The following is a 26,050-nucleotide window of genomic DNA, read 5'->3' as shown; positions in this document are numbered from 1 at the left end:
TCCGAGTGTGTGGCTACGCCTTCTCCAGCGCCGCGGTCAGATCCTCGATTAGATCATCCGCGTGCTCCAGCCCCGCCGAGAAGCGGATGAATCCCTCGCTGATGCCGAGCGCGGCGCGGTCCTCCGGCTTGAGGCGCTGATGCGTCGTGGTGGCGGGGTGCGTGACGAGGCTCTTGGCGTCGCCGAGATTGTTCGAGATCTTGGCAAGCTTGAGCTCGTTGAGCACGCGGAACGCCGCCTGCTTGCCGCCCTTGACCTCGAGGCCGACCAGCGTCGAGCCGCCGCGCATCTGCTTCTTCACCAATGCCGCCTGCGGATGATCGGCGCGGCCGGGAAACACCAGCCGCGAAATCTTCGGATGGCTCGCCAGCACGTCCGCGATGCGCGCGGCCGTCTCGGTCTGCGCGCGCACGCGCACGGCGAGCGTCTCCAGGCCCTTGAGCAGCACCCAGGCGTTGAACGGCGAGATCGACGGGCCGGTCTGGCGCATGAAATTGTGGATGTGCTCGGCGATGAACGCCTCCGAGGACAGGATGATGCCGCCGAGACAGCGGCCCTGGCCGTCGATGTGCTTGGTCGCGGAATAGACCACGACGTCGGCGCCGAGCGCGAGCGGGCTCTGCCAGATCGGCGTGGCGAACACGTTGTCGACGACGAGCCGCGCGCCGCCGCTGTGCGCGATCTCGGCAATGCCGGGAATGTCGAGCACGTCGAGCGTCGGATTGGTCGGGCTCTCCAGGAAAAACGTCTTGGTGTTCGGCTTCATGGCGCGCTGCCACTGGTCAAGATCGAGGCCGTCGACCAGCGTGGTCTCGATGCCGTAGCGCGGCAGCAAATCCTGCACGACGTAGAGACACGAGCCGAACAGCGCGCGCGAGGCCACGACGTGATCGCCGGCCTTCAGCGGCGCCAGGATCGCCGTCGTCACCGCGGCCATGCCGGTCGCGGCGGAACGTGCCGCTTCGGCGCCTTCGAGCTCGATCATGCGGCGCTCGAACATCGCGATGGTCGGATTGGAGTAGCGTGAATAGATGAAGCCGGGGTCCTCGCCCTTGAACCGCGCCTCGCACTCCTCGGCGCTGTTGTAGACGTAGCCCTGGGTCAGGAACAGCGACTCCGAGGTCTCGCCATATTGCGAGCGCAGGGTGCCGGAATGAACCAGGCGAGTTTCGGGACGGTATTGCGCGGTTGGCGCCGGGGACTTCGACATAGGACCTCCTGAAGTGACCATCGAAAATGGCCACAAAAAAACCGGCCTGGAATATTTCCACGGGCCGGGATCACAGAGGTCCCCGGCCTGTTTAGCGACTTATTTAACGTGGCTGCAAGCCGGCCGGCTCAAATCACCACGGGATAAGTCATGCTCATATTCCGCAATGCCCTTTCCGTCAAGACGTCCATCGGATAGCCGTAAAACGCTCATATTTCCCGCATGTCGGGATGTGTTTGATCCCTGATGAGGACCCCGGGTTGACGTTCACGGTCGCCGCCGACGCCAATGGTATCCTGCCCGACCGCATGATTGCGGCGATGGCGGAGGGCGGTCTCATCCTGCCCGCTTACGACTTCGTCGAAAGCCAGATCCAGCCGGCGAGCCTCGATTTGCGTCTCGGCGATATCGCCTATCGCGTTCGCGCCAGCTTCCTGCCTGGTCCCGGCGCCACCGTTGCCGAGCGCATCGACGAATTGAAGCTGCACGAGTTCAGTCTCGCCGACGGCGCGGTGCTGGAGACCAACTGCGTCTACATCGTGCCGCTGCTCGAAAGCCTCGCGTTGCCGCCGGAGATCGTCGCGGCCGCCAACCCGAAGAGCTCGACCGGCCGGCTCGACGTCTTCACCCGCGTGATCGCCGACGGCACCCGCCGCTTCGACATGATCGGTGCCGGCTATCACGGCCCGCTCTATGCCGAGATCAGCCCCAAGACGTTCCCGGTGCTGGTCAGCGAGGGCTCGCGCCTGAGTCAGGTACGCTTCCGCACCGGCGATGCCATCCTCAACATCGACGACCTCGAGGCGCTGCACGCGACCGAACGTCTCGTCGATATCGACGATGCCGATCTCACCGGCGGCGTCGCCGTCTCCGTAGATCTCTCCGGCGAGAAGAGCGGCGGCTTCGTCGGCTACCGCGCCAAGCGCCACACCGGCGTGATCGACGTCGATCGCCGCGCCGGCTATTCCGTCGAGGAGTTCTGGGAGCCGATCTCGGCCCGTCCCGACGGCAGTCTCATCCTCGATCCCGGCGAGTTCTATATCCTGGCGTCGAAAGAGGCGGTGCAGGTGCCGCCCGATTACGCCGCGGAGATGGTGCCGTTCGATCCGCTGGTCGGCGAGTTCCGCGTGCATTATGCCGGATTCTTCGATCCCGGCTTCGGCTATGCCGGCGCCGGCGGGTTGGGGTCGCGCGCCGTGCTCGAAGTGCGCTCGCGCGAGGTGCCGTTCATCCTCGAGCACGGCCAGATCGTCGGCCGCCTCGTCTATGAAAAGATGCTGGCGCGCCCCGACGCCATGTACGGCCAGCGCATCGGCTCAAATTACCAGGCCCAGGGGCTGAAGCTGAGCAAGCATTTCCGGGTGTAGGGATAGGCTCACCTTCCGCTGTCATGCCCCGGCTTGACCGGGGCATCCAGTACGCCGCAGCCTATCGGTTCGATCACATCCGCCTCTGGAATACTGGATCGCCCGATCAAGTCGGGCGATGACACCGAATCTGTGTCAGGATAATAAGCGAATCCGGGCTACGTCCGAGGTGGCGAAATGACAGATCAATCCGAACTCGACGCAAAAATCCTCGACGACGTCGCAGACGCGCTGATCTATTCGGATCGCTCCGGCACGATCATGCGGTGGAATCGCGCATCGTCCGCACTGTTCGGATTCTCCGCGGACGAAGCGCTGGGTCAGAATCTCGACCTCATCATTCCCGAACATCTGCGTGCCGCGCACTGGAAAGGCTTCGAGGCCGCGCTTGCCAGCGGCGCGATGAAGCTTGCGGGCAAACCGACACTGACCCGCGCGCTGCACAAGGACGGACGCAAGCTCTACATCGAGATGACCTTCGCGCTGGTGCGGGACGCCGCTGGCGTGGTGCAGGGATCGGTGGCGATGGCGCGCGACGTGACCGAGCGCGTCGAGCGCGAGCGTGCCGCCAAAGCTGCGCAAAATTAAGCCTGCGCAAAATTCGCGATGCGGAATTGGCGGCGTGCAGGGCGCCCTGCGTGCGGCTCAGCTTGTCCGTCACCAGATGCAGTGACACACTCGATCAAAACAACGATCGGGAGCGAACATGACCGCCGCATCAGACCCCGCGCAGGAAGCTCAATGGAAACGCTGGCGCGCGGTTGCCGATCTCTATCACGCCTATTTCACCGGTCTGATCCTCACCGTGGTCACGCGTCGCGGCACGGCGGATGCTGCGGAGTTCGTCTTTCGCGTGTTCCGCCGCCAGCAGCAGGAGCGCTTTCTGCCGGGGCTGGAGAAGCTCGGGTTGACCCATCTGCCGCCCGCCGTGGCGGCCGCGCAATATCACTACCTCTCCAACTGGATCGGCGGCGTGCACGTCGAATACATGTATGAGAGTGATCGCAAAGCCTGGATCCGCTATCCGCCGCCGCGCTGGATCTGGAAGGGCACCGCCATCTGCGGCGTGCCGGGCGAAGTCTCGCGCGCGATGCTGCGCGGCTGGCACGCCAACAACGGTGTGGCGCTCGGCGATACCAGATTAGGGTTCGTCTGCACCAAGCAGAGCGTCGACGGCCAGGATGGGCTCGAAGGCTACTATTATCAATATGACCAGCCCCTCGAACTCGACCAGCGCCTCGTGTTCGCGCGACATCTCGAAGCGCCGCTGTTCGATGCCGCCGCGGCTCCGGCGTTGCCAGTCGCAAGCTGGCCAAGACCGCGACTGGAAAAAGCCTATCGCAACTATGCGATGGAATATGTGCGCACAGCCGCGCCCGTGATGGTGCAGCTGTTCGGTCCAGAGGATGCCGGCTATCTCCTGCACCTCACGGGCAAGCTGATCGGGATGCAATATTTCGATGAGGTCGCTGCGGCGCTGTCGATGGGCCGCGGCGGTGCGAGCGAATTCGCGACGTTCCTCAACGCGCTGTTGGTCGCGCAGGACGATGTGGCTGAGACGACGCAATCCGAAGGCATGTTCGAAATCCGTCAGCAGAGCTGGAAGTTGATGGACGGCGTCGCCGATGACCACCCTGCCTGCACCAAGGTGCTGGCGGGGTTGTTCGAAGGGCTCGCGGCCGGATGCGGGCGGCACATCGGAGTGCACCTGTCCCCGACATCGCGCGGCCGTCCGCCATTGCTCTGGACGATTGGGTAATGCCGCGCGGGCGTTGGCCTCGTGGTTCGAGACGCCAGCTTCGCGGGCTCCTCACCATGAGGGTCCGACATGTCACCGCGAAACAAGACCTCATCCTGAGGAGCCCGCGACGCGGGCGTCTCGAAGGATGGCCCCACGGAGACTGAGAGCCGCAATTCCACGGGCTGAAATGCGCTGCCGCAGGGCACGCCTGCACCTAGCGCAGGAGGAATCGCTGCGCATCGTGCTAACAAGCCTGTCGTTGCGCCCTGCGCGCGAACCAATTCATTGGTACACCCAAGCATTGCCGCGCCGCAAATGGCGCTTTCGCCCGGAGAGGACATGTCAGACATCGCCGAAATCCCGGTCGATGAACAAGAGCGTCCGCTGCCGCCGCCCCCGCGCCCTGTGAGGAGCGCGCTGATGGACGGGCCGATCCTGCGCACGCTGCTCGGACTGGCCTGGCCCAACGTCGTCGCGCTCTCAGCCGGCACTTGCACGGTGATTGCGGAGACCTCCTATATCGGACGTCTTGGTGTGGAAGCGCTGGCCGCGATGGCGCTGGTGTTTCCGACAGTGATCCTGACCATGACCATGTCGGGCGGTGCGATGGGCGGCGCGGTGGCCTCCGCCATCGCGCGCGCGCTCGGCGCCGGCGATCGCGAGCGTGCCGGGACGCTCGCCGCGCACGCGCTGCTGATCGGAATCAGCTTCGGCCTCGTCTTCATGCTGGGCATGCTGATCTTCGGACCGCGCGTTCTGGAAATGCTCGGTGGCCGCGGCGACGTGCTGACGCATGCGATCGCCTACACCCAGGTGTTTTTCGGCGGCGCCGTGCTGCCCTGGCTACTCAACACCATGGCCGGGGTCCTCCGCGGCACCGGCAACATGAAGCTGCCGTCGCTGTTGATCCTCAATTCTGCGGCCTGGCAGATCGTGCTTGGCGGCACGCTCGGCCTCGGGCTCGGTCCGGTGCCGCAATTCGGCATGCGCGGCGTCGCCGCCGGCGCGCTGATTGCCTATTGCATGAACATCGGCGTGATGGGCTGGTACCTGTTCTCCGGCCGCGCCCGCGTGACGCCGAAACTGCGCGGACTTCGGATCCAATGGGCGATGTTTTTCGACATCCTGAAGGTCGGCGCCATCGCCTGCTTCTCGCCGCTGCAATCGGTGCTGACGATCTCGATCTTCACCCACATGCTTGCGAAATTCGGCACCGCGATCCTCGCCGGCTACGGCATCGGTGCGCGGCTGGAATTCCTGCTGACCTCGATCGCGTTCTCGTTCGGCATCGCCTCGGTGCCGATGATCGGCATGGCGGTCGGCGCCGGTCGCATCGCCCGCGCGCGGCGCATCGCCTGGATCGCGGCCGCGAGCGCCTTCGTCGCCGTCGGTGCACCGGCTTGCCTGGTCGCGATCTTCCCCGATCTCTGGGTCAACATCTTCACCGACAGCGCGACCGTGCGCGCCACCAGCCATCAATATTTGTCGACGGTGGCGCCGTTCTACGCCTTCATCGGCCTTGCCTCGACGATGTATTTCTCGTCGCAGGGCGCTGCCAAGGTAATCGGCCCGGTGCTGGCGCAGACCGCGCGGCTGATCTACATCTCGGCGGTCGGCTGGTGGCTGTCGACGCACGATGCCACCGCGCAAAGCTTCTTCTGGCTGGCGGCGAGCTCGATGGTCGTGCTCGGCCTGCTCTCGTCCTCCAGCGTGGTGCTGACGCGCTGGGGACCGCGCCAAACCAAACCTGCGATCAGGCCGGCTCTGTCGGCCGCTGCGGACTAGCGATGCCTGTGGCGGCGATGGCCGCCACCGCCGCCGACATTGGCGAGCCGCATCAGTTGCGGAATCATCGCCATCATGTCGCCGCCACCGGCGCCGCCGAGCATGCCCATGATATCGCCGCCGCCCATGCCGCTCATTCCAGTCAGCATATATCCGCCTCCGCCCATCGGTGCGTAGCCGCCGTAATTGGGCGCCCCGAAACCGCCGCCGAGATTGCCGCCGCCGAGGCCGCCAATTCCGCCGCCGCCATTCTCCATCATGCGGCTCATCATTGGGCCCATGGTCTGCATCATCATGCCGAAGCGGCGCTTGCCCATCTTGGCCTTCATCATCTCCAGCATCGGCGCCATCTGGGTCATCATGTCCTCGCCGCCGGCACCGCCGCCGCCGAGGAATTGCGCCTTTGCCGGCGCGCTCGAAATCGAAAACATCAGCAGCACGGCGGCCGCCTGGCAGATCACCTTGTCCGCACCTCTCATGGCCTGCTCCTCGCGTGCGTGGCGCCGCCGGGAGAGCGGAGCCAACCGGGCGCACGCCGCCATGGTTACGGCGGACAAGGGCGGGGCTCTGTGAGAAATATCACGCAGCCGCCGCTGGAAACGCTCGGTGTATGGCGGCGACAGCGTCCTTGGTCTGTCCCTGCACATAGGGCGCGAGCTCATTCGGCAGCATGTCGATGATCCAGACCAGGCGGCTTCTCGCCTCGCCCTCGGCGATCACCTGCACCGAGGCGCTGTAATGCTTCAGCCGCTCGTTGTTGATCGCGTAGACCAGCCGCTGCCGCGCATCGTCGCAATCGACCAGCACCTCGCGCGCCACCGATCCATTGGCGAAGGTGACGACGCGCGCGTCGCCGTCGAGCGCGCAGGCCGTGACGAAGCCCGGCGCCAGCCGCCGATGCAGCGCGCCGAAATCACGCACCGCATCCCAGACGTCGCGCGCCGGGGCGTTGAGGGGAATGTCGTTGTGGATGGAGGCCATTGTTGAATCCTGGTTGAATCCTGTGATGTAGAGAAGCGAGCGATAGCGCCGTCATCTCAGCTGTCATCGCCCGACTTGATCGGGCGATCCAGTATTCCAGAGGCCGCTGTGATGAATCGAGAAGCTGCGGCGTACTGGATGCCCCGGTCAAGCCGGGGCATGACAATGTGTGTGGTGAGGCCTGCCGTACTCACGTGCAAACCGCCTCGACATTGTTGCCATCGGGATCGATCAAAAACGCCGCGTAGTAAGTCGGGCTGTAATCCTTGCGCGGGCCGGCGCCGCCATTGTCGCGACCGCCGCTCTTCAGGCCCTCGCTATGGAATGCCTTGACCGAATCATGATCCCCAGCGCGAAACGCGATATGCGCGCCATCGGCTTTCCGCCCCTTGTTCAGGTGCAGCCACAGCGCCGGCGCGCCCTGCGGTCCGAAGCCGGCATAACCGTCGCCGCTTGAGCACAGGACATAACCGAGCGGCGCCAGCACTGCGGTGTAGAAGCGCGTTGCGGCGTCGAGGTCGGCAACGCGCAATCCGATATGGTCGTACATGGTCGTCTCCATTGCCAAAGCGCGCCGCAATCGGCGCGCGCCGGAGACGAACCTAGTCAGTTGAGGATGAGTTGCTCTTGGAGAATCTTGCGCTCTCCCTTCGAGGCCTGACGGAACTTGGTCGGCGAGACGCCGGCGGCGCGGTGGAAGGTGCGGACGAAGTTGGAGAGATCGCCGAAGCCGACGTCATAGGCGATGTCGGTAACTGCGATGTCGTCGTCGGTCAGCAGCCGCGCCGCATGCCGCAGGCGCGAGCGCACTAGATATTGATGCGGGGTGACGCCGAGCACGGCCGAGAACAGCCGCAGGAAATGGAACGGGCTGAGCCCTGCCTGCCGCGCCGCCTGTTCGAGGTCGACTTCGGCATGCGAATTGGCGTCGATCCACAGCGCGGCTTCCACGGCACGGCGGCGGTCGCGCGCGGTCGGCGTCGTCGGCTTGCGCGCCTTGCCCGAGACGACATCGACGAAACGGCCGGCGAGGATCTGGCCGACCTCGTCGAGACCGAGGTCGCTGTTGCCATCTGCCGCCGTCTGGGCGAGCTCGCCCAGCACCATCAGCTCGGGCAGCGGCGGCGTTGCGCCGACCTGCCAGACGTCTCGCCGGCCGCCGAGCGCGTCGACCAGATCCTCGCCGAGGAAAAAGGACAGGCAGACGTCGCCGGCGACATGCTCATGCGTGCAGGTGTATTCCTCGCCCGGCGCCCCGACCAGCATCGAGCCCGCGACCAGATCGAAGAAGCCGGCGCGGCAATGACAGCCAAAGCTTCCGGCGCGGACATAGGCAATGGAATGGCCGGTGCGACACTCCGCAAACGGGCTGTCGTCCGGTCCCGCGTCGCAGCGAAACTCGGAGACGGTCATCGAGGGGGTCGTCAGCAGCGTGGTTGCATCCATCCCGCCTATCTAGGTGGAGGGCCTCGGCGAGGCAACGGGCAGCAGCACGTCGAACAGCGTCTTGCTGGCGATCGGATGGGCGCCCTCCAGCGACAGCAGCCGCCGCTTGGAGATCACCCCGCCATAGGGCGAGAGCCGGTCGGTGTAATTGCCGGCCTCCAGCACCCGGTGGCAGGGCACGATCAGCATGTAGGGATTTTTCGCGATCGCCTGGGCTACCGAATGCGCGGCGCCGGAGGCGCCGAGCGCCTTGGCGATCTCGTGATAGGTGCGCGTCTCCCCGCGCGGAATGGCGCAGGCGGCTTCATAGACCCGCCGGTTGAAGCCGGGCACCCCGCTCGCGTCCAGGCTGACCTCGGAAAAATCAGCATCGCTGCCTTGCAGCAAGCCCACGATGCCATCGATTGCGAACGCGGCGTTCGCGGAAGGCCGCTGCTCGCGCGCCTCGGGATGGACCTGGAAAATCCGGCGGCGGGTGTCGATCTCCCGCGCCTCCGGCAATTGCACGGCGACGACCCCGGTGCTGCTCCAGATGATGCCGCAGCGCCCTATGGTCGTGTCGAATATCGCGTAGCCACGCCCCACCATGCACACGCCCCACTCAGTGCACGTCTCCCCAGACAGGCGATCATAACACCGCCACAATCCGGCGCACCCAAAATCTTACCGGAAACTTAAGAAGGGTCAGGCGGCCTGCGCCAAAGCGCTTGGCGAGATGCGCCGTCTCGGCTAATCAGAGCGGGCGCAGGCTGCGCATCCGCGGGCGTAGTTCAATGGTAGAACGGCAGCTTCCCAAGCTGCATACGAGGGTTCGATTCCCTTCGCCCGCTCCATCCTTTAGTTCGGCAGGCTCCGCAGAAATTCCACGATCGCCGCATTCACCTCCGCCGGCCGTTCCTGCTGCGTCCAGTGTCCGCACCCAGATAGCATCTTGATCCCGCGCAGTTGCTGCACCCATTGCTTCATGTTGGCAACGTGCTCGGCGGCGCCGGGGAAGGCCATGACCATGTCGTGGTCGCCGGCGATGAAGAGCGAGGGCACGACCACCTTGACGCCCTCGAAGGCGCCCATCAGCTCCCAGTTGCGATCGATGTTGCGATAGTAATTGAGCGGTCCGCGAAACCCACTGTGGGCAAATTCGGCACCGTAATAGTCGAGGTCCGCGCTACTCAGCCACGGCGGCAGCGGCACCTGCATTTTCGGTAGCAAGCCGTCCTTGCGAGAGACCATGCCGACACCGGCGGTCCGCCCTTGACGCTCGGCATTGGCGCGGATCACCGCCGCGCCTTCGCCGGAACCGCCATAGAGCATGGCGCCGAGCGTTGCGCGCGGATCCCTTTCGAATTCCGCTTCGGCGACACCCGGCTCCTGGAAATACAGTTGATAGAACTGCGCGTCCGACGTCTGTGGCATTACACTCGTCGGCGGCACCGGACCGCGCGGTCGATAGGGCACGCTGAGAATGGCGGCGGCGCGGAAGCGATCGGGCCGCAGGCGCGCCGTGTGCCAGGCGATCGTCGCGCCCCAGTCGTGCCCGACGATGACGGCGTCCTTCGCCTCGAAAGCGTCGAGCACGCCGACGAGGTCGCCGACCATGTGGAGGATCGTATACTGGTCGATCGCCTCGGGCTTGTCGCTCTTGCCGTAGCCGCGCATGTCGGGCGCGACAGCGTGGTAGCCGGCCGCGGCCAGCGCCGCGAGTTGGTGACGCCAGGAATACCAACCTTCCGGAAAGCCGTGGCAGAGTAGCACCAGCGGCCCTTCGCCCTGTTCGGCGACGTTGAGGCTGATGCCGTTGGCCTTGATGATCCGTTGCGTCGGTCCGTTCATGCCACACCTCCCGCTGCATGTGATTGCGCCCATCCTAAACGTTGCTGCCCCGCGCGCAAAGATTCCAATATATTAGCCCGTCGATCCCGGCATACGCCGCTGCTCCGGCCTAATCTTCTCGTCCGGCGGACGCGGTCCCTGCGACGGGCAACGTTTGGATCAGAGATCATGGACCAGCAAAAGCTCGACCGCGCGATCGGTCGCCGATTGAAGACGGTGCGGACGCAAGCCGGCATGACGCTGAACGAGCTGGCGGCGCGGTCCGGCGTCAGCCGGGCCATGATCGGGCGGGTGGAGCGGGCGCAGAGCAGTGCGACGGCGTCGCTGCTCAACAAGCTCTGCGCGGCGCTCGATGTGTCCTTGAGCGACGTGGTGGCGTTGGCCGAAAAGCCGCCGGAGCGGCTGGTGCGGCTCGCCGACCAACCGCACTGGCGCGATCCCGACAGCGGCTATCGCCGCCGCCACGCCTCGCCGGCGGACGCGGCGAGCGGCATCGAGGTTATCGTCGTCGATTTGCCGGCCGGCGCGCGGGTGCCGTACAGCCCCTGGGGGCGCAACGCCTTCACCCAGCAGCTGCTGATGCTGGAGGGCGCGATCGCCGTGCACATCGACGCCAAGGCGGTTCGCCTGCGCGAAGGCGACTGTCTCGACTTCGACGTGATGCGCGCGGTGATCTTCGAGAACGAGACCAGACAGGACGCGCGCTACGTCATCATCACGCGCCGCGGCGCGTCCTACGGCAAGATGTGAGGCCCTGACGATGCAGATCCGCACCGGCGACACCTTTGATCCGCGCGTCATCGCGCTGCTCGACCATCACGTTGCGGCGGCGCGAGCACAGACCGCGCCGGGCAGTGCGCATGCGCTTGATCTCGCCGGGCTTCGTGCCCCGGAAGTCGCGTTCTGGACCGGCTGGGACGGCGACACGCTGGTCGCCACCGGTGCGCTGAAGTCGCTGTCGGGAGCGCATGGCGAGGTGAAGTCGATGCACACGCTCCAGACCACGCGGCGGCGCGGCTTTGGCGGTGAGATGCTCCGCCACATCATCACGGAAGCCCGCGCGCGCGGCATGGCGCGGCTCAGCCTCGAAACCGGCTCCTGGGACTATTTCAAGCCGGCGCACGCGCTCTACCAGGCGCATGGCTTTGTCCTCTGCGGCCCGTTCCAGGGCTATGTCGAGGATCCCAACAGCCTGTTCCTGACCCTGGATCTGTCGGCGAGCCGATAGCTCAGGAGCGCGTCTCCTCGATCCTGTCGAGCACGCGCTCGGGGGCGATGTCCCGGCTTGCCTCCTCCAGATCGCGCTTCGAATCGGGCTGGACGTCGAGCCGCTCGGCGATCTGCGTGAGCAGGCGGGCAACCTTGGTCAATTCGTGCTCGGCGAGAAGGCTGATCTGGAGATCGAGATCGGCGCGCTTGTCCGCTGCTGCGCTCATGCGGTTCTGCGAGATCAGCACGAATGTCGACAGGAAGATCGCCTCGACCGAAGCAATCATCGCCAGCACCACGAAGCTCTCGTCCCAGGCCGGGATTCCCGGCAGCCAGTGCAGATTGGCGATGATCCAGAAGCCGAACACCGCGACATGGAGATAGACGAACGCCATGCTGCCGGTGAACGCCGTGATCGCATCGGCAAGTTTTTCCTGACCCCTGGCACCGCGCTGCTCGCGGCGGCGGCGCTCGACCAGGGCCTGGATGTTGCGCTCGAGCGTCGGGCTCAATCCCTCACCGGGATCATGGGTGATATCGTTATGCACGGGGCAGCAACGGCGGACGGGAAAAGCTGTTCCTGGGCTCAGCCGAGCGAAAATGCTCGCCGCCCCTCAAAATGAGTTGCGTACCTCAAAACACCTCTGCTAGCCTTCAGCCATGGCCGAGACGCTCACCACGACTGCGCTGACGCTGAAGGACATCGCCCGCCAGGCCGGCGTCAGCCTCGCGACGGTGGACCGCGTCCTGCACAATCGTCCGGGCGTGCGGCCGGATACGGTCCGGCGCGTCAAGGAGGCGATCGAGCGCAATTCGTTCCAGCCGCACGTGGCCGCCGCCGAGCTCGCCCGCGGCCGCGCCCGCCGTTTCGCCTTCGTGATGCCGTCGGGGCCGAACCCGTTCATGCAGCAGATCCAGGACTATCTCGGCGAGATGTCGGGCTGGCTGTCGTCCCGCCGCCTCGGCGTCGAGACGGTCGCGACCGACGTCTTCGATCCGTCCGTGCTCGCCGCTTCCCTTGAAGGGCTCTCGGATGATTACGACGGCATCGCCGTGGTCGCGCTGGACCATCCCGGCGTCCGCGCCGCCATCGACGATCTCGTCGATGCCGGCGCCAAGGTCGTGACGCTGGTCTCGGACGTGCCGTCGTCGCGCCGGCACCATTATGTCGGTATCGACAATATTGCCGCGGGGCGCACCGCCGGCGCGCTGGTCGGGCGGCTGGTCGGACAAAAGTCCGGCAAGGTCGCGATCGTCGCGGGCTCGCAGGGCCTGCGCGACCATGCCGAGCGCATTTTTGGCTTCAACCAGGTGATGGCGTCGGAATTCCCCGGCCTCAGCGTGCTGCCGGTGCTCGAAGGACGCGACGAGGACGCGCGTTCGGAACAATTGTTGGCGCGGCTGCTGGGCAGGCATACCGATATTGTGGGTCTTTATAATGTCGGCGCCGGCACGCAAGGCGTCGCCAACGCGTTGAATGAGAAGGCCTTGAGCGATGCCGGCCGCGACAGGCAGGTGGTGTTCGTCGGACACGACCTCACCGCGCTGACGCGCCGGCTGCTGCTGCAGGGCGTGATGCATGCCGCGATCTCGCAGAACCCCGGACACGAAGCGCGCGCCGCCGTGCGCGTGCTGCTCGCGCTCGCCCGTGGCGAGCCGATCTTGCGCGAACAGGAGAAGATCAGGATCGACATCGTGATGCGAGACAATCTGCCTTAACGGCAGGTGGAATTCAAAACGACCCCGTTGCGGATAAGGCGACCTTGAGTTCGCGCACCGCAACAGGCGAAAGGGAGGACGGCGTGTTTCTCGGAATCGACATCGGCACATCAGGTGTGAAAGCGGTGCTCGTCAGCGAAGCCGGCGCGGTTGTCGCGACGGCGGCGCGAGAGCTCGCGCTGTCGCATCCCGCGCCGCTGTGGTCCGAGCAGGATCCCGATGGCTGGGTCGATGCGGCGGTCGGCGCGGTCGACGATCTTGCCGCCCGCCATCCGCGCGAGGTCGCGCGGATGCGCGGCATCGGGCTATCCGGCCAGATGCATGGCGCGACGCTGCTGGACGAGGACGGACGGCCGCTGCGTCCCGCGATCCTCTGGAACGACGGCCGCTCGCACGCCGAATGCGTCGCGCTGGAGCGGCGCTGCCCCTCGTTGCACACCATCGCCGGTAATCTGGCCATGCCCGGCTTCACCGCGCCGAAGCTGCTCTGGGTCGCCAGGCATGAGCCAAAAATCTTCGCGCGCGTCGCAAAGGTGCTGCTGCCGAAGGCCTATGTGCGCTATCGACTGACCGGCGAGATGATCGAGGACATGTCGGACGCGGCCGGCACGCTGTGGCTCGACGTCGGTCTGCGCCGCTGGTCGGCGCTGCTGCTGCATGCCACCGGGCTCGATCTCCACCACATGCCGCGCCTGGTCGAGGGCAGCGAGGTCAGCGCGACGCTCGCGCCGGATTACGCCCAACGCTGGGGCATGGCAAAGAATGTCGTGGTCGCCGGCGGCGCCGGCGACAATGCCGCGAGCGCGATCGGGCTCGGCGCCATCGCGCCGGGCGATGCCTTCCTGTCGCTTGGCACATCCGGCGTGGTGTTCCGCGTCACTGATCGGTTCGCGCCGGCGCCGGCCTCGGCGGTCCATGCGTTCTGTCACGCGCTGCCCGGCCGCTGGCATCAGATGGGCGTGATGCTGTCGGCTGCGGCTTCGCTGGCCTGGCTCGCCGGCGTGATGGAGGTTCCGGCCGCAGCGCTGCTGGCGCCGCTCGGCGAGCGCGTCGATGGACCGAGTCCGGTCAAATTCCTGCCCTATCTCGACGGCGAGCGCACGCCGCACAACGATGCCGCCGCCAGCGGTGCCTTTGTCGGCCTGCGCGGTGCGACCGGGCGCTCCCAGATCGTTCAGGCCGTGCTCGAAGGCGTCGCCTTCGCCGCGCGCGACAATCTGGCGGCGCTGAGCGCGGCCGGCGGACCGCTTGCCGAGGTCGATCTCGTCGGCGGCGGCTCGCGCTCGCCGCTGTGGGCGCAGATCTGCGCAGATGTGCTCGGCATTCCCGTCCACCGCGTCGAGGAGGGCGAGGTCGGGGCGGCGCTCGGCGCCGCCAGGCTCGGACGGCTCGCCGCCACCGGCGAAGACGCGGCTGCGGTTTGCACCCGTCCGCGCCGGCTCGCGAGCTTTACGCCTCGCGCATCCGTGGCTGCGGCCTATGACGAGGCCTATCGCCGCTGGCGCGAACTTTATCCCGCGTTGAAGGAGTGTGCCTAAGTGACTGCGTCAGCGAAATTCTTCGATACAAGCGTACCTGTCGCCTTCGCCGGCGGGGATGCGGGAAACGCGCCTGCCTTCCGCTGGTACGATAAGGACCGCCTCGTCCATGGCCGCAGGATGGAGGACCATCTGCGCTTTGCGGTCTGCTATTGGCATTCGTTGTGCTGGCCCGGCGGCGATCCCTTTGGCGGCGAGACGTTCCTGCGACCCTGGCATCACGGCGCCGATGCGATGGCGCAGGCGCGCGCCAAGGCTGACGTCGCCTTCGAACTGTTTCGTCTGCTCGACGTGCCCTTCTTCACCTTCCACGACGTCGATGCGGCGCCGGAAGGTAACTCGCTTGGCGAATCCGTCGCCAACCTCAATGCCATCGCCGATCTGTTCGAAGCGAAGATGGCCTCGAGCAAAGTGCGCCTGCTCTGGGGCACCGCCAATTTGTTCACGCATCGCCGCTACATGGCGGGCGCGGCCACCAATCCGGACCCCGAGATCTTCACCTATGCCGCCGGCCAGGTCCGCGCCGCGCTGGAGGTGACGCACCGTCTCGGCGGCGAGAACTACGTGCTGTGGGGCGGGCGCGAGGGTTACGAGACGCTGCTCAACACCGATCTCAAGCGCGAGCTCGACCAGCTCGGCCGCTTCGTCTCGCTGGTCGTCGAGCACAAGCACAAGATCGGCTTCAAGGGACCAATCCTGATCGAGCCGAAGCCGAAGGAGCCGACCAAGCATCAATATGATTTCGACGTCGCCACCTGCTACGGCTTCCTCGCGCGTTACGACCTGCTGAAGGACGTCAAGCTCAACATCGAGCAGAACCACGCCATCCTCGCCGGCCACTCCTTCCATCACGAGGTCGCGCTCGCGGAGGCGCTGGGTGTGTTCGGCTCGCTCGACATCAACCGCGGCGACGATCTGCTCGGCTGGGACACCGACCAGTTCGCGATGAACGTGCCCGAGCTTGCCCTGGTGTTCCACGAGCTCCTGAGCCGCGGCGGCTTCAGCTCCGGCGGGCTCAATTTCGACGCCAAGATCCGCCGCCAGTCGATCGATCCCGACGATCTGATCCATGCCCATGTCGGTTCGATGGACGCCTGCGCGCGGGCGTTGCTCGCCGCCGCGGACATGCTGGATTCCGGCGTGCTCACTGCGCCGCTCGCGAAACGCTACGAGGGATGGGCCGGGCCCGAGGGCCGCGCCATTCTCGGCGGCCAGCGCTCGCTCGCCGAACTTGCCGACCGCGCGCACGGCCCGGGCTTTGACCCACAGCCGCGCTCGGGCCGGCAGGAATATCTTGAATCCCTCGTCAACCGCTACGTCTGAGGAAGGCCGCTGATGACAAATGCACAAGCAACACCGGTCCTCGAGCTGACCGGCATCGGCAAGGAGTTCGGCGCGATCCGCGCGCTGCATGATGTCGACATGCAGGTCCTTCCCGGCGAGGTCGTCGGCCTGATGGGCGACAACGGCGCGGGCAAGTCGACGCTGGTCAAGATCATCGCCGGCAATTTCCGCCCCAGCCACGGCGAAATCCGCTTCGCCGGCAGCGCGGTTCATTTCAACCGGCCCATCGATGCCCGCGGCGTCGGCATCGAGGTGGTCTATCAGGACCTTGCGCTCGCCGACAATCTCACGGCGGCAGCCAACGTCTTTCTCGGCCGCGAGCTGAAGCGCAGGATAGGGCCGTTCGCGTTGCTCGACCACAAAGCGATGGCTGCGCGTGCGTTGGAGCTGTTCGGCGAGCTGCGCTCGGAGACGCGCCCCGACGATCTCGTCAAGCAGATGTCGGGCGGTCAGCGCCAGGCGGTTGCGATCGCGCGGACGCGGCTCTCCAACGCGAAGCTGGTCATGATGGACGAGCCCACGGCCGCGATCTCGGTCCGCCAGGTCGAGCAGGTGCTCGGCCTGATCCACCGGCTGAAGGAGCAGGGCGTTGCCGTGATGCTGATCTCGCATCGCATGCCCGACGTGTTCGCGGTGTGCGATCGCGTCATCGTCATGCGCCGCGGCGAAAAGCGGGCCGACAAGCCCATCCACCAGACCTCTCCCGAGGAGGTCACCGCCCTGATCACCGGCGCGAAGGAGGCGGCGTGATGGCCATGCCCTTGGAATCCCCGATCACCTTTTCGAACATCGGCAAGATCAGATGGTGGCAGCGCGGCATCTTCGCGTCCCAGACCGGCTATGTCCTGCTCGCACTCGCCGTGCTGCTGGTGGTCATGCATTTCGCCAGCCCGTACTTCTTCACCGAAGGCAACATGCAGAACGTGGCGAAGAATTTCTCCTTCATCGCCATTGCGACGCTCGGCGTCACCTTCGTAATCATCACCGGCGGCATCGATCTGTCGGTGGGCTCGATGATGTGCTTCTCCGCCATGGTCACCTCGATGGTGATGACCGAGCTGTCGGCGCCCGGCTCGCCGGCAGGCTCCCTGTTCGTGCACATGGCGGCCGACGGCAAGACCGTGCTCGCCAATGTCCCCGGCCTGATCCTGGTGGTCTCGCTTCTCGCCGGCCTCGGCGTCGCGCTGCTCGCCGGCCTCGTCAACGGCTTCTGTATCGCGGTGCTCGGCCTGTCGCCGTTCGTCACCACGCTCGGCATGCTCTCGATCGTGCGCGGGCTCGGCTATGTCGTCTCCAACGGACGCGGCAGCTTTCCAGGTGGGCCGGATGCCGATTATTTCTACGCGCTCACCTCGGGCGACGTGCTCGGCGTGCCCGTGCCGTTCATTTATCTGATCGTCCTCGCGCTGGCGATGGCCGTGGTGCTGCACCACAGCTCGTTCGGCCGTCACGTGTTCGCGCTCGGCGGCAACGAGAAGGCGGCCGAACTCACCGGCATCCCGGTCGTGCGGGTGAAGATCGAGGTCTATGTGATCTGCGCGCTCGCCGCTGGCCTCCAGGGCATCATCATCTCCGGCTGGCTCGGGTCGGCGCCGGCCAACATGGCGACGTCCTACGAGCTCAACGTGATCGCTGCGGCCGTCATCGGCGGTGCCAATCTCGCCGGCGGGATCGGCGGTCCACTCGGCGCCATCGTCGGCTGCGTGCTGCTCGAGGTGATCCGCAACGGCCTCGTGCTCGCCCAGGTCAGCTCCTACTGGCAGCAGACGCTGGTGGGCGTGATCATCATCCTGGCCGTATTGGTCGACCGCATCCGCTCGCGGATGATCTGAAACGAAATCGTTCCGGGACGGCAACGAAAATGCCGCCTGTCCGCTTCCCGGACGATCTTGAGAGGACAGGCGCCAAAGAAGGGTGGAGGAGACGATGAGGAAATTTCTACTTGCCGGCATCGCGGTCGCGATGATGGCTACGCCGGCGTTTGCCGCAAACTACCGGTTCGTGATCGTGCCCAAGGCGATGAACAATCCGTTCTTCGATTTCGCGCGCGACGGCTGCCTGAAGCGTGCCAAGGAGCTCGGCAATATCGAGTGCATCTACAAGGGGCCGGTCGAGCACGAGCCGGCGACGCAGGCCCAGATCATCCAGGACTTCGTCACCCAGAAGGTCGACGGCCTCGCCATTTCGGTTGCCGACGTTGCGGCGATGACCAAGTCGATCGACGCGGCGACCGCGGCCGGCATCCCCGTCATCACCTTCGACGCCGATGCGCCCGGCGCCAAGCGCATCGCCTATATCGGCACCAACAACAAGGAGTTCGGCGTCGCCCTCGGCAAGCAGCTCCTGAAGCTGCGGCCCGACGGTGGCAAATACGCCATGGTCTCGGGTGGTCCCGGCGCCAAGAACCTCGCCGAGCGCGTCGACGGCGTCCGCGAGGCGTTGAAGGGCTCGAAATGGACCGAGGTCGCGGGCTCTCCCACGTTCTGCAATGACGATCCCGCGCTGGCGGTTCAGCAGATGACTGACATGCGCACCGCGACGCCCGACCTCGCCGCGATCGTTCCCATCGGCGGCTGGCCGATGTTCGCCCCCGAAGGCTTCAAGGCCTTCGCGTCCAGGTACAAGAAGGATATCGATTCCGGCAAGTTCACGCTTGTCGTGGCCGATACGCTGAAGATGCAGCTCGAGCTGTTGCGCGATGGCTATGCCAATGCGCTGGTCGGCCAGCGTCCGTTCGAGATGGGCGAGAAGGCGATGGACACGCTGCTCGCCATCAAGAAGGGCGAGAAGGTGCCGGAGATCGTTTATACCGGCCTCGATCTCGTCACCAAGGACAACGTTGCGCAGATGTTGAAGTAGGAGCGTCGCCAGCCCCGCGCTCCTGCGTGCCTCTCCCGCTTGCGCTTGTCGCAAGCGGGAGAGATGATTTTGGTTATTGGGAAGACTGTTGAGGCAGTGGGAATGAAAAGGTCGCGGCTCGGCTCTCTCGATGTCACCTCACTCGGCCTCGGTTCCGCCCCGCTCGGCGGATTGTTCACCCCCGTCAGCGATGCCGATGCGGAAGCGACCATCGCCCGCGCCTGGTCGCTCGGAATCCGCTTCTTCGACACCGCGCCGCTCTACGGCTTTGGCCTCGCGGAGCGACGCCTTGGCGCATTCCTGCGGCAACAACCCCGTGACTCCTTCGCCATCTCGACCAAGGTCGATCGCCTGCTCGACGAGCTCTGCCGCAAGCACGGCACGCAGATGAGCTGGGAGCTGCGTGGGCGAAAACTCGTCGATGCCCGCGCACCATTGCCGGGCGGAGCGTAAGGCATGATCGTCGACGCTCACCAGCATTTCTGGGATCCCGCGCGCGCCGACTATCCCTGGATGGACGCGCCCGAGCTCACGCCGCTCCGGCGTGCCTTCGGTCCGGCCGATCTCGCGCCGCTCTTGAAAGCCAACGGCATCGACGCGAGCATCCTGGTGCAGTGCCGCTCCGCACTGGCGGAGACCGAGGAATTTTTGCGGATCGCGCATGCGACGCCGTCAGTGATTGGCATCGTCGGCTGGGCCGATCTGACCGACGCTGAACTTGGCGAGACGCTGGAGCAGTTGCGTGCTTCGCCCGGCGGCGACAAGCTGGTCGGCATCCGCCACCAGGTCCATGACGAGGCCGACCCGGATTGGCTGTTGCGCGAGGACGTCCAGCGCGGCCTCACGGCCGTGTTCGCGCACGATCTCGCCTACGATTTCCTGGTCCGCACCCGCGAGCTGCCGGCCGCGATCGCAACCGCACAAGCGTTCCCGCAGGCGCGCTTCGTGCTCGACCACGCAGCCAAGCCGCCGATCGCCGATGGCGGAAGCACTGAATGGTCCAATGGCATCGCGGCACTCGCGGCCTGCGGCAATGTCTGGTGCAAGGTCTCGGGGCTGGCGACGGAAGCGGTGTGGAGCGACTGGAATGCGGAGCGGCTGTTTCCATTCGTCGCGCACGCCGCGACCTGCTTTGGCGAGAATCGCCTGATCTTCGGCTCGGACTGGCCGGTATGTTTGCTCGCGGGAAGCTATGGCGAGATCAAGGGCGCGCTGGAGGCGTGCCTGATGGAGCTCGGGCCGCAGGTGAGGGAGAAGGCGTTCGGCGTGAATGCCAAGGCTGCGTATCGGCTGGCGGTGAGCTGAAGTCGCCAGCGCGTGTCGCTCAGTGTTCGTCCCCGAACACCCGATCCAGCGCCGCATCGTACGTCGTCTGCACCAGCTCCGGATGCAGCTTCGCCAGCGCCTCCATCATCACGCCTGAGTTGATCTCGAGCACACGCCAGACGCCGTCGACGTGCACGAGGTCGATCGATGCGAAGGTGATGCCGATGGCATTGGCGGCATCGATGGCGAGCTTTGCGCAGGCTGCGCGTAGATCGTCGTCCCGCATCAGCACGGGCGTTGCACCCGCATCGAGATTGTGCCGCCAATCCGGGCCAAGCTGCTTGCTGTAGACGACGAGTGGCACATCGTCGAGCAGGACCACGCGAACTTCATCCTCGATCACGACATAGGGTGAGATCACGAGTCCGGCGCTCATCGAAAAGGCTTCGCCAACCGCATGATCGAGCTCTGTTTCCGTCGTTACCCTGAAGACGGATCGTCCCGACGTCCCGTCGTTCGGCTTCACGACCACGCCTTGCGGATTGTCGTGAAGCAATGCCAGCATGGTCTCTCGCCAGGCGACGCCGACAACCTTCTCGCCCAACTTCGGATTGAGGAAGAGGCGATGGGGAATGCAGGGCACGCCCTCGAGCGCCAGCACCTCGGCGGCGGCCGATTTGTCGTTGGCCAGGCGGTGCGCGATGGCGCTGTTGAGGCCGATGTCGTAGCCGAACGCGAAGTGGCGCTGCTCGCCCCGGCGCATCGCGAGCAGCCAGCCATCGGCGCGGACATCGAGCGCGATGCCATGGGTCGCGCAATAGCGCTTGATCGCCTGCACGAAGATCCGCTCGCCGCTCGCCATGTGTCTCAGTCGCCAGTGCCAGTCGTCAGTTCCAGTCGATCTTGGCGCCAAAAGCCGCAAAAATCCGGGAAACGGCGCCAAACGGGGGTGAAATCAGAGCTATTCTTAATGAAATTCTCGCGAGCACTACGGAAATTAAGTGCTGTATTCGAGCCCCGGAGGGAAAAGAAATTGCCCTCCGCATGCGCCGGACAGCAGATCCATTAATGGTGTGACCATTTCCGCCGCAAATGCCGGTTTGCCGGCATCAATTGCATCCGGAACGAGGTTGATTATTGGTCTCAATGGCGTAGATCACACTCGCGAAATCCTCCGCCATGGCAATGGTGTCCGCTCCGCTTTCAGGGGCCGGGCAACGCTTTTGCCCTAAAACCGCAATTATTCGGAATATCGAAAATCATGAGCGCGTTTTACCGAGAGAAGGTTCTTTCCGTCCAGCACTGGACCGACACCCTGTTCAGCTTTCGCGCGACCCGGGATTCCGGCTTCCGCTTCCAGAACGGCCAGTTCGCGATGATCGGCCTCGAGGTTGAGGGCCGTCCGCTGCTCCGCGCCTACAGCATGGCGAGCGCCAACCACGAGGAAGAGCTCGAGTTCTTCTCGATCAAGGTTCAGGACGGCCCGCTGACGTCGCGTCTCCAGAAGATCAAGGAAGGCGACACCATCCTGGTCGGCCGCAAGGCGACCGGCACGCTGATCACCGACAACCTCATCCCCGGCAAGCGGCTGATGCTGCTCTCGACCGGCACGGGCTTGGCGCCCTTCGCCAGCCTGATCAAGGACCCCGAGGTTTACGACCAGTTCGACAGCATCGTGCTGGTGCATGGCTGCCGTCAGGTCTCCGAGCTCGCCTATGGCGAGAAGCTCGTCGCCGGTCTTCGCGAGGACGAACTGTTCGGGGAGTTGCTTGCGGACAAGCTCATCTACTACCCGACCGTGACCCGCGAGCCGTTCAAGAACCGCGGCCGCATCACCGATCTCATCAGCTCCGAGCAGATCTTCAACGACATCGGCCAGGGTCCGCTCGACATTGCGACCGACCGCATCATGATGTGCGGCAGCCCGGCGATGCTCGAAGAGCTGAAACTGATGTTCGAGGGCCGCGACTTCGTCGAGGGCTCCGGCAACAAGCCCGGCCATTTCGTGATCGAAAAGGCCTTCGTCGAGCGGTAGGCCCTCTCGGCGTCGTCCTGGCGAAAGCCAGGACGCTTGCCTGGGTAAAGCACCTTGACCGGTTAATGGCCATCCATTCCGGGCTCTGCTGCACCGCAGCAGCCCGCCCATCGGGCTGATTGATTTGTCCCCGCCGAATTCGCTAGCCTGAAACAACCGCCGCGTCATATCCGTATGACAGGCGCGGGCGTATCGTACCGCCTCATGCTGGCGAGAGGATGGGAATCGTGGCCGACGAGAATAAGACGCAGGAATCGCCTCACTTATCGGCCAACGTATCCGCCAAACGGCTGCCGCTGGTGGAAGAGGGGATCATGGAAACCCTGCTGCTGCCATTCTCCCCGCGCTTCATCGTCCTGACGATCTGCGCGGTGGTCACCGCGCTGCTAATCGGCATCGGCATCGCCGACCGCAAGATCTTCGACATCCTGCTGATCCCGATTCTGATCTTCGGCGCGTTGACGCTGCTGGGCGTCCGCGACCTCATGCAGAAGGGCCACGCCGTCCTGCGCAACTACCCGATCTCGGCGCATATCCGCTTCCTGCTCGAAGAAATTCGCCCGGAGATGCGGCAGTATTTCTTCGAGAGCGAGAAGGACGGCATGCCGTTCTCGCGCGACATTCGTGCGGTGGTCTATCAGCGCGCCAAGATGCAGCTCGACAAGCGTCCGTTCGGCACCCAGGAGGACGTCTACCGCGAGGGCTACGAGTGGATGCATCATTCGGTGTCGCCGAAGGCGCATGCCGAGGAGAAATTCCGCGTCACCATCGGCGGACCGGATTGCGCCAAGCCGTATTCGGCTTCGGTGTTCAACATCTCCGCGATGAGTTTTGGCGCGCTCAGCCCGAACGCCGTGCGCGCGCTGAATGCCGGCGCCAAGAAGGGCGGCTTCGCGCACGACACCGGCGAGGGCGGCTTCAGCCCCTATCACGCGGAGATGGGCGGCGACATCATCTGGGAGATCGGTTCGGGCTATTTCGGCTGCCGCCATCTCGACGGCGCCTTCGATCCCGAAGCCTTCGCGCGCGTCGCGAGCCAGGACCAGATCAAGATGGTCGAGCTCAAGATCAGCCAGGGCGCCAAGCCCGGTCATGGCGGCGTGCTGCCGGCGGCGAAAGTCTCGGAGGAGATTTCCAAGATCCGCGGCGTCGCGATGGGTGAGGATTGTATCTCGCCGGCCTCGCATCGCGCCTTCTCGACACCTGTCGGCATGATGCAGTTCATCGGCGAGATGCGAAAGCTCGCCGGCGGCAAGCCGACCGGCTTCAAGCTGTGCATCGGCCATCCCTGGGAATTTTTGGCGATCTGCAAGGCAATGATCGAGACCGGCATCTATCCTGACTTCATCGTGGTCGACGGCAACGAGGGCGGCACCGGCGCCGCGCCGCTCGAGTTCATGGACCATTTGGGCATGCCGATGCGGGAGGGCGTCAATTTCGTCCACAACGCTCTGATAGGCATCAACGCACGCGACCGCATCAAGATCGGCGCCTCCGGCAAGATCGCCACCGCGTTCGACATGGCACGTGCCATGTCGATCGGTGCGGACTACTGCAATTCGGCACGCGGCTTCATGTTCTCGCTCGGCTGTATCCAGTCGCTGAGCTGCCACACCGACCGCTGCCCGACCGGCGTCGCGACGCAGGACCCGACGCGTGCGCGTGCGCTCTATGTGCCGCTCAAGATCGACCGCGTGCACAATTATCACCTTGCGACGCTGCACTCGCTGACCGAGCTGATCGCCGCGGCCGGTCTCGAACATCCGCAGCAGCTGCGCCCGATCCATTTCTCGCAGCGCACCTCGACGACGGACGTGAAATCGTTCGCGCAGCTTTATCCGTCGCTGCGTCCGGGCGAACTGCTCGAAGGCACCGAAGACCCGCGCTTCCGCGACGCCTGGCGGATGGCGCGGACAGAGACGTTCCAGCCGGCGCTGTAGGCGCCGGTCCACTTGCAAGGCCGCAGGCCCCGCGCGCAAAAGCATCGCAACGAGGACTGCGTTTAACGTTTGGTTCAACTTTGGGTGTAGATTGTCGCCATGGATGAGCGGCGCGACAAGGCAAGGCATCGCGTGCTGAAGGCCGGAACGATCGAGTTCGGCGGCGGCGGCGCGATCGACTGCACCATCCGCAACCTGTCCGATACCGGCGCCGCGCTCGACGTCAGCAGTCCCGTCGGTATCCCCGACCATTTCAGCCTGTTCGTCCAGGCCGACGGAACACATCTCGCCTGCACCGTGATCTGGCGCAAGGAAAAGCGGATCGGGGTGAGGTTCGGGTGAGGGCTCCAGCGCACTAGGCCGGGACGACGTGAAGCTTAGTGCGGCGATCTGCATTTCAACACGTCGCCGCTCGCTCACCCCGTTTCTACTTCGCTCCGCCGGCTCGCGAGAATCTTGTCGATCCTCCGTCCGTCGAGATCGACCACCTCGATGTGCCAGTCGCCGAAGTCGAAGGCGTCGCCGACATCAGGCAGCACGTTGAACTGTTGCAGCACGAGGCCGGCGACGGTGTTGTAGCGGTGCGGCGGCAGTTCGATGCCGAGCAGCTCGCCGAATTCGTCGACCGGCATCCAGCCTGAGACCAGCAGCGAATCGTCCGCGCGCTTGACGTAGGCCGGTTCCGGTGGGCCTTCCTCGGAATGGAAGGCGCCGACGATCGATTCCAGAATGTCAGCCGTCGTCACGATGCCTTCGAAGGCGCCGTATTCGTCGTAGACGAGGCCCACATGCACCGGCGCAGCCTTCAGGATCGCCAGCACGTCGCGGGCATCGGCTGAGGCGGGAATGCCGGGCGCCTCGCGAACCAGCACGCGCAAATCCGGCGTGCGCTCGTTCATGAAGGCGACCAGCAGGTCCTTGGCCTGGAGCACGCCAATCGGCTTGTCGCGGTCGCCGTCGGAGACGGGAAAGCGTGAATGCGGACTCTTGGCGATGGTCGCTCGAATGCTCTCCGGCGTATCATTCAGGTCGATCTCGTTGACCTCCGTGCGCGGCGTCATGATCGCGCCGACCGGCCGATCGCCGAGCCGCATCACGCCCGCAATCATCTCCTTTTCACCTGACTCGAGCACGCCCGCGCTTTCGGCTTCGCTGACGAGATGATGGATCTCGTCTTCCGAGACCTTCTCTTCGGACTTGCCGCCATGGCCGAGCAGCGTGAGGATCAGCTTGCCGGAGAGATCGAGCAGGAAGACCAGCGGCAGCGAGACCTTCGCAAGCACGTGCATCGCGGGTGCAACCCTGACCGCGATGCTCTCGGGGTCACGCAGCGCCACCTGCTTCGGCACCAGCTCGCCGACGATCAGGGTGGCGTAGGTGATGAGCGTGACAACCAGGCCCACGCCGACGATGTCGGCAATTCCTGCGGACAGGCCGAGCTCGAGCAGCCATTGCGTCAGCCGCTGTCCGAGCGTCGCGCCCGAGAACGCGCCGGAGAGGACGCCGACCAGTGTGATCCCGATCTGCACCGTCGAGAGGAATTTGCCGGGATCGGCCGCGAGCGTCAGCGCCCGCTCGGCGCCGCGGACGCCCTTGGCGGCGAGCATCGACAGCCGGGCCGGACGTGACGAGACCACGGCCAGCTCGGACATGGACAGCAAGCCGTTGATGACGATCAGGACGACGACGATGGCGAGTTCGGCGGAGAGCATTGATGTTCCGAGGTAATGGAGTGTGGCGCGGATGGCGACACAGGCCTTGATATAGGTATTCGGGGGAG

26 protein-coding genes, 1 tRNA gene, 1 pseudogene and 1 riboswitch are annotated in these 26,050 nt (G+C 65.2%); of the genes and pseudogenes, 18 read left to right on the top strand and 10 right to left on the bottom strand.

The features are described from left to right. Window positions 1-13 precede the first annotated feature (13 nt). Window positions 14-1,210 carry an O-succinylhomoserine sulfhydrylase gene (locus ABIB80_RS02335; RefSeq protein ID WP_354127011.1) on the bottom strand — a complete coding sequence of 399 codons (1,197 nt, stop codon included), beginning with the start codon at window positions 1,208-1,210 and terminating at the stop codon, window positions 14-16. Between the two features lie 70 nt (window positions 1,211-1,280). Then, window positions 1,281-1,360: riboswitch (SAM riboswitch) on the bottom strand. Between the two features lie 80 nt (window positions 1,361-1,440). On the opposite strand from ABIB80_RS02335, the gene ABIB80_RS02330 reads away from it, so the two are divergent. The 4 genes from ABIB80_RS02330 (at window position 1,441) to ABIB80_RS02315 (ending at window position 6,103) form a co-directional block, all read left to right on the top strand. Continuing rightward, the gene (locus ABIB80_RS02330) at window positions 1,441-2,577 is read left to right on the top strand and encodes a 2'-deoxycytidine 5'-triphosphate deaminase (protein WP_155809444.1); all 1,137 of its coding nucleotides are present in this window, start codon (window positions 1,441-1,443) and stop codon (window positions 2,575-2,577) included. A 177-nt stretch (window positions 2,578-2,754) separates the two neighbouring features. Continuing rightward, a complete protein-coding gene (locus ABIB80_RS02325; protein ID WP_354127010.1) occupies window positions 2,755-3,165 on the top strand; it encodes a PAS domain-containing protein in 411 nt (136 codons plus the stop codon). A 118-nt stretch (window positions 3,166-3,283) separates the two neighbouring features. Beyond that, window positions 3,284-4,336 (top strand): hypothetical protein, encoded by a 1,053-nt coding sequence (locus tag ABIB80_RS02320; RefSeq protein ID WP_354127009.1) that lies wholly within the window; start codon window positions 3,284-3,286, stop codon window positions 4,334-4,336. Between the two features lie 321 nt (window positions 4,337-4,657). Further along, window positions 4,658-6,103, top strand: a complete 1,446-nt coding sequence (locus ABIB80_RS02315; protein WP_354127008.1) for an MATE family efflux transporter — start codon at window positions 4,658-4,660, stop codon at window positions 6,101-6,103. On the opposite strand, the gene ABIB80_RS02310 is transcribed toward ABIB80_RS02315, so the two are convergent. The 5 genes from ABIB80_RS02310 to ABIB80_RS02290 form a co-directional block, all read right to left on the bottom strand. After that, window positions 6,100-6,582 (bottom strand): hypothetical protein, encoded by a 483-nt coding sequence (locus ABIB80_RS02310; protein WP_007597850.1) that lies wholly within the window; start codon window positions 6,580-6,582, stop codon window positions 6,100-6,102. The genes ABIB80_RS02315 and ABIB80_RS02310 overlap by 4 nt on opposite strands. 100 nt (window positions 6,583-6,682) lie before the next feature. Then, window positions 6,683-7,084 carry an SRPBCC family protein gene (locus ABIB80_RS02305; protein WP_354127007.1) on the bottom strand — a complete coding sequence of 134 codons (402 nt, stop codon included), beginning with the start codon at window positions 7,082-7,084 and terminating at the stop codon, window positions 6,683-6,685. Window positions 7,085-7,274: 190 nt separating this feature from the next. Beyond that, window positions 7,275-7,634 (bottom strand): VOC family protein, encoded by a 360-nt coding sequence (locus ABIB80_RS02300; protein ID WP_007597847.1) that lies wholly within the window; start codon window positions 7,632-7,634, stop codon window positions 7,275-7,277. A gap of 56 nt (window positions 7,635-7,690) precedes the next feature. Continuing rightward, window positions 7,691-8,530: a helix-turn-helix transcriptional regulator gene (locus ABIB80_RS02295; RefSeq protein ID WP_007597845.1), complete on the bottom strand. Its 840-nt coding sequence runs from the start codon at window positions 8,528-8,530 to the stop codon at window positions 7,691-7,693. Between the two features lie 9 nt (window positions 8,531-8,539). Next, complete coding sequence (locus ABIB80_RS02290) at window positions 8,540-9,118, bottom strand: methylated-DNA--[protein]-cysteine S-methyltransferase (RefSeq protein WP_354127006.1); 579 nt, start codon at window positions 9,116-9,118, stop codon at window positions 8,540-8,542. A gap of 171 nt (window positions 9,119-9,289) precedes the next feature. On the opposite strand from ABIB80_RS02290, the gene ABIB80_RS02285 reads away from it, so the two are divergent. Then, window positions 9,290-9,363 (top strand) — tRNA-Gly (locus ABIB80_RS02285). A 4-nt stretch (window positions 9,364-9,367) separates the two neighbouring features. Here the strand turns inward: ABIB80_RS02285 and ABIB80_RS02280 are convergent. Then, window positions 9,368-10,360, bottom strand: coding sequence for an alpha/beta fold hydrolase (locus tag ABIB80_RS02280; protein ID WP_007597843.1), 993 nt, complete (start codon window positions 10,358-10,360; stop codon window positions 9,368-9,370). A gap of 168 nt (window positions 10,361-10,528) precedes the next feature. On the opposite strand from ABIB80_RS02280, the gene ABIB80_RS02275 reads away from it, so the two are divergent. Continuing rightward, the gene (locus ABIB80_RS02275; RefSeq protein ID WP_354127005.1) at window positions 10,529-11,110 is read left to right on the top strand and encodes a helix-turn-helix domain-containing protein; all 582 of its coding nucleotides are present in this window, start codon (window positions 10,529-10,531) and stop codon (window positions 11,108-11,110) included. 10 nt (window positions 11,111-11,120) lie between these two features. Then, window positions 11,121-11,588 carry a GNAT family N-acetyltransferase gene (locus ABIB80_RS02270; RefSeq protein WP_007597839.1) on the top strand — a complete coding sequence of 156 codons (468 nt, stop codon included), beginning with the start codon at window positions 11,121-11,123 and terminating at the stop codon, window positions 11,586-11,588. A 1-nt stretch (window position 11,589) separates the two neighbouring features. Here the strand turns inward: ABIB80_RS02270 and ABIB80_RS02265 are convergent, their stop codons facing one another. Further along, complete coding sequence (locus ABIB80_RS02265; protein ID WP_007597837.1) at window positions 11,590-12,117, bottom strand: DUF1003 domain-containing protein; 528 nt, start codon at window positions 12,115-12,117, stop codon at window positions 11,590-11,592. 112 nt (window positions 12,118-12,229) lie between these two features. Here ABIB80_RS02265 and ABIB80_RS02260 point away from each other — a divergent pair, with 112 nt between their 5' ends. The 8 genes and pseudogenes from ABIB80_RS02260 to ABIB80_RS02225 all read left to right on the top strand — a co-directional run bounded on the left by ABIB80_RS02260 (window position 12,230) and on the right by ABIB80_RS02225 (window position 20,334). Next, entirely contained in the window at window positions 12,230-13,288 is a 1,059-nt protein-coding gene (locus tag ABIB80_RS02260; protein ID WP_219679087.1) for a LacI family DNA-binding transcriptional regulator, read from the top strand. An 83-nt stretch (window positions 13,289-13,371) separates the two neighbouring features. Beyond that, entirely contained in the window at window positions 13,372-14,826 is a 1,455-nt protein-coding gene (gene xylB, locus ABIB80_RS02255) for a xylulokinase (protein WP_354127004.1), read from the top strand. Further along, window positions 14,827-16,149, top strand: coding sequence for a xylose isomerase (gene xylA / locus ABIB80_RS02250; protein ID WP_354127003.1), 1,323 nt, complete (start codon window positions 14,827-14,829; stop codon window positions 16,147-16,149). Between the two features lie 12 nt (window positions 16,150-16,161). After that, window positions 16,162-16,920 carry an ATP-binding cassette domain-containing protein gene (locus ABIB80_RS02245; protein ID WP_354127002.1) on the top strand — a complete coding sequence of 253 codons (759 nt, stop codon included), beginning with the start codon at window positions 16,162-16,164 and terminating at the stop codon, window positions 16,918-16,920. After that, a complete protein-coding gene (locus tag ABIB80_RS02240; RefSeq protein ID WP_354127001.1) occupies window positions 16,920-18,002 on the top strand; it encodes an ABC transporter permease in 1,083 nt (360 codons plus the stop codon). The genes ABIB80_RS02245 and ABIB80_RS02240 overlap by 1 nt, the downstream gene beginning before the upstream one ends. Before the next feature lie 94 nt (window positions 18,003-18,096). Next, the gene (locus ABIB80_RS02235; protein ID WP_247426944.1) at window positions 18,097-19,029 is read left to right on the top strand and encodes a sugar-binding protein; all 933 of its coding nucleotides are present in this window, start codon (window positions 18,097-18,099) and stop codon (window positions 19,027-19,029) included. 102 nt (window positions 19,030-19,131) lie between these two features. Next, window positions 19,132-19,386 (top strand): annotated as a pseudogene (locus ABIB80_RS02230) (aldo/keto reductase); the annotation flags it as partial. Between the two features lie 99 nt (window positions 19,387-19,485). Continuing rightward, window positions 19,486-20,334, top strand: coding sequence for an amidohydrolase family protein (locus ABIB80_RS02225; RefSeq protein WP_354127000.1), 849 nt, complete (start codon window positions 19,486-19,488; stop codon window positions 20,332-20,334). 19 nt (window positions 20,335-20,353) lie between these two features. On the opposite strand, the gene ABIB80_RS02220 is transcribed toward ABIB80_RS02225, so the two are convergent. Then, on the bottom strand, window positions 20,354-21,157 hold the full coding sequence (locus ABIB80_RS02220; protein ID WP_354126999.1) for an ATP-grasp domain-containing protein: 804 nt from the start codon (window positions 21,155-21,157) through the stop codon (window positions 20,354-20,356). A gap of 399 nt (window positions 21,158-21,556) precedes the next feature. Between ABIB80_RS02220 and ABIB80_RS02215 the strand changes: the two genes are divergently transcribed. The 3 genes from ABIB80_RS02215 (at window position 21,557) to ABIB80_RS02205 (ending at window position 24,612) form a co-directional block, all read left to right on the top strand. Next, window positions 21,557-22,330 carry a ferredoxin--NADP reductase gene (locus tag ABIB80_RS02215; protein WP_007597827.1) on the top strand — a complete coding sequence of 258 codons (774 nt, stop codon included), beginning with the start codon at window positions 21,557-21,559 and terminating at the stop codon, window positions 22,328-22,330. Between the two features lie 218 nt (window positions 22,331-22,548). After that, complete coding sequence (locus ABIB80_RS02210; RefSeq protein WP_354126998.1) at window positions 22,549-24,270, top strand: FMN-binding glutamate synthase family protein; 1,722 nt, start codon at window positions 22,549-22,551, stop codon at window positions 24,268-24,270. 99 nt (window positions 24,271-24,369) lie between these two features. Then, a complete protein-coding gene (locus tag ABIB80_RS02205; protein ID WP_007597823.1) occupies window positions 24,370-24,612 on the top strand; it encodes a PilZ domain-containing protein in 243 nt (80 codons plus the stop codon). A 74-nt stretch (window positions 24,613-24,686) separates the two neighbouring features. On the opposite strand, the gene ABIB80_RS02200 is transcribed toward ABIB80_RS02205, so the two are convergent. Next, entirely contained in the window at window positions 24,687-25,982 is a 1,296-nt protein-coding gene (locus ABIB80_RS02200) for a hemolysin family protein (protein ID WP_219679107.1), read from the bottom strand. Between the last annotated feature and the right edge of the window lie 68 nt (window positions 25,983-26,050).

It is taken from the genome of Bradyrhizobium sp. i1.15.2 (assembly GCF_040548425.1).
GTDB classification, from domain to species: domain Bacteria; phylum Pseudomonadota; class Alphaproteobacteria; order Rhizobiales; family Xanthobacteraceae; genus Bradyrhizobium; species Bradyrhizobium canariense.
The sequence above is the reverse complement of the archived record's forward strand: the minus strand, read 5'-3'. Positions and strand labels throughout refer to the sequence as shown.

Coding starts and splice junctions, on each gene's coding strand:
- ABIB80_RS02325 (WP_354127010.1), top strand. CDS start 2,755: ATGACAGATCAATCCGAACTCGACGCAAAAATCCTCGACGACGTCGCA.
- ABIB80_RS02215 (WP_007597827.1), top strand. CDS start 21,557: ATGAGCGCGTTTTACCGAGAGAAGGTTCTTTCCGTCCAGCACTGGACC.
- ABIB80_RS02240 (WP_354127001.1), top strand. CDS start 16,920: ATGGCCATGCCCTTGGAATCCCCGATCACCTTTTCGAACATCGGCAAG.
- ABIB80_RS02315 (WP_354127008.1), top strand. CDS start 4,658: ATGTCAGACATCGCCGAAATCCCGGTCGATGAACAAGAGCGTCCGCTG.
- ABIB80_RS02275 (WP_354127005.1), top strand. CDS start 10,529: ATGGACCAGCAAAAGCTCGACCGCGCGATCGGTCGCCGATTGAAGACG.
- ABIB80_RS02205 (WP_007597823.1), top strand. CDS start 24,370: ATGGATGAGCGGCGCGACAAGGCAAGGCATCGCGTGCTGAAGGCCGGA.
- ABIB80_RS02200 (WP_219679107.1), bottom strand. CDS start 25,982: ATGCTCTCCGCCGAACTCGCCATCGTCGTCGTCCTGATCGTCATCAAC.
- ABIB80_RS02320 (WP_354127009.1), top strand. CDS start 3,284: ATGACCGCCGCATCAGACCCCGCGCAGGAAGCTCAATGGAAACGCTGG.
- ABIB80_RS02310 (WP_007597850.1), bottom strand. CDS start 6,582: ATGAGAGGTGCGGACAAGGTGATCTGCCAGGCGGCCGCCGTGCTGCTG.
- ABIB80_RS02330 (WP_155809444.1), top strand. CDS start 1,441: ATGTGTTTGATCCCTGATGAGGACCCCGGGTTGACGTTCACGGTCGCC.
- ABIB80_RS02225 (WP_354127000.1), top strand. CDS start 19,486: ATGATCGTCGACGCTCACCAGCATTTCTGGGATCCCGCGCGCGCCGAC.
- ABIB80_RS02280 (WP_007597843.1), bottom strand. CDS start 10,360: ATGAACGGACCGACGCAACGGATCATCAAGGCCAACGGCATCAGCCTC.
- ABIB80_RS02295 (WP_007597845.1), bottom strand. CDS start 8,530: ATGGATGCAACCACGCTGCTGACGACCCCCTCGATGACCGTCTCCGAG.
- ABIB80_RS02290 (WP_354127006.1), bottom strand. CDS start 9,118: ATGGTGGGGCGTGGCTACGCGATATTCGACACGACCATAGGGCGCTGC.
- ABIB80_RS02305 (WP_354127007.1), bottom strand. CDS start 7,084: ATGGCCTCCATCCACAACGACATTCCCCTCAACGCCCCGGCGCGCGAC.
- ABIB80_RS02245 (WP_354127002.1), top strand. CDS start 16,162: ATGACAAATGCACAAGCAACACCGGTCCTCGAGCTGACCGGCATCGGC.
- ABIB80_RS02335 (WP_354127011.1), bottom strand. CDS start 1,210: ATGTCGAAGTCCCCGGCGCCAACCGCGCAATACCGTCCCGAAACTCGC.
- ABIB80_RS02260 (WP_219679087.1), top strand. CDS start 12,230: ATGGCCGAGACGCTCACCACGACTGCGCTGACGCTGAAGGACATCGCC.
- ABIB80_RS02210 (WP_354126998.1), top strand. CDS start 22,549: ATGGGAATCGTGGCCGACGAGAATAAGACGCAGGAATCGCCTCACTTA.
- ABIB80_RS02235 (WP_247426944.1), top strand. CDS start 18,097: ATGAGGAAATTTCTACTTGCCGGCATCGCGGTCGCGATGATGGCTACG.
- ABIB80_RS02300 (WP_007597847.1), bottom strand. CDS start 7,634: ATGTACGACCATATCGGATTGCGCGTTGCCGACCTCGACGCCGCAACG.
- ABIB80_RS02220 (WP_354126999.1), bottom strand. CDS start 21,157: ATGGCGAGCGGCGAGCGGATCTTCGTGCAGGCGATCAAGCGCTATTGC.
- ABIB80_RS02270 (WP_007597839.1), top strand. CDS start 11,121: ATGCAGATCCGCACCGGCGACACCTTTGATCCGCGCGTCATCGCGCTG.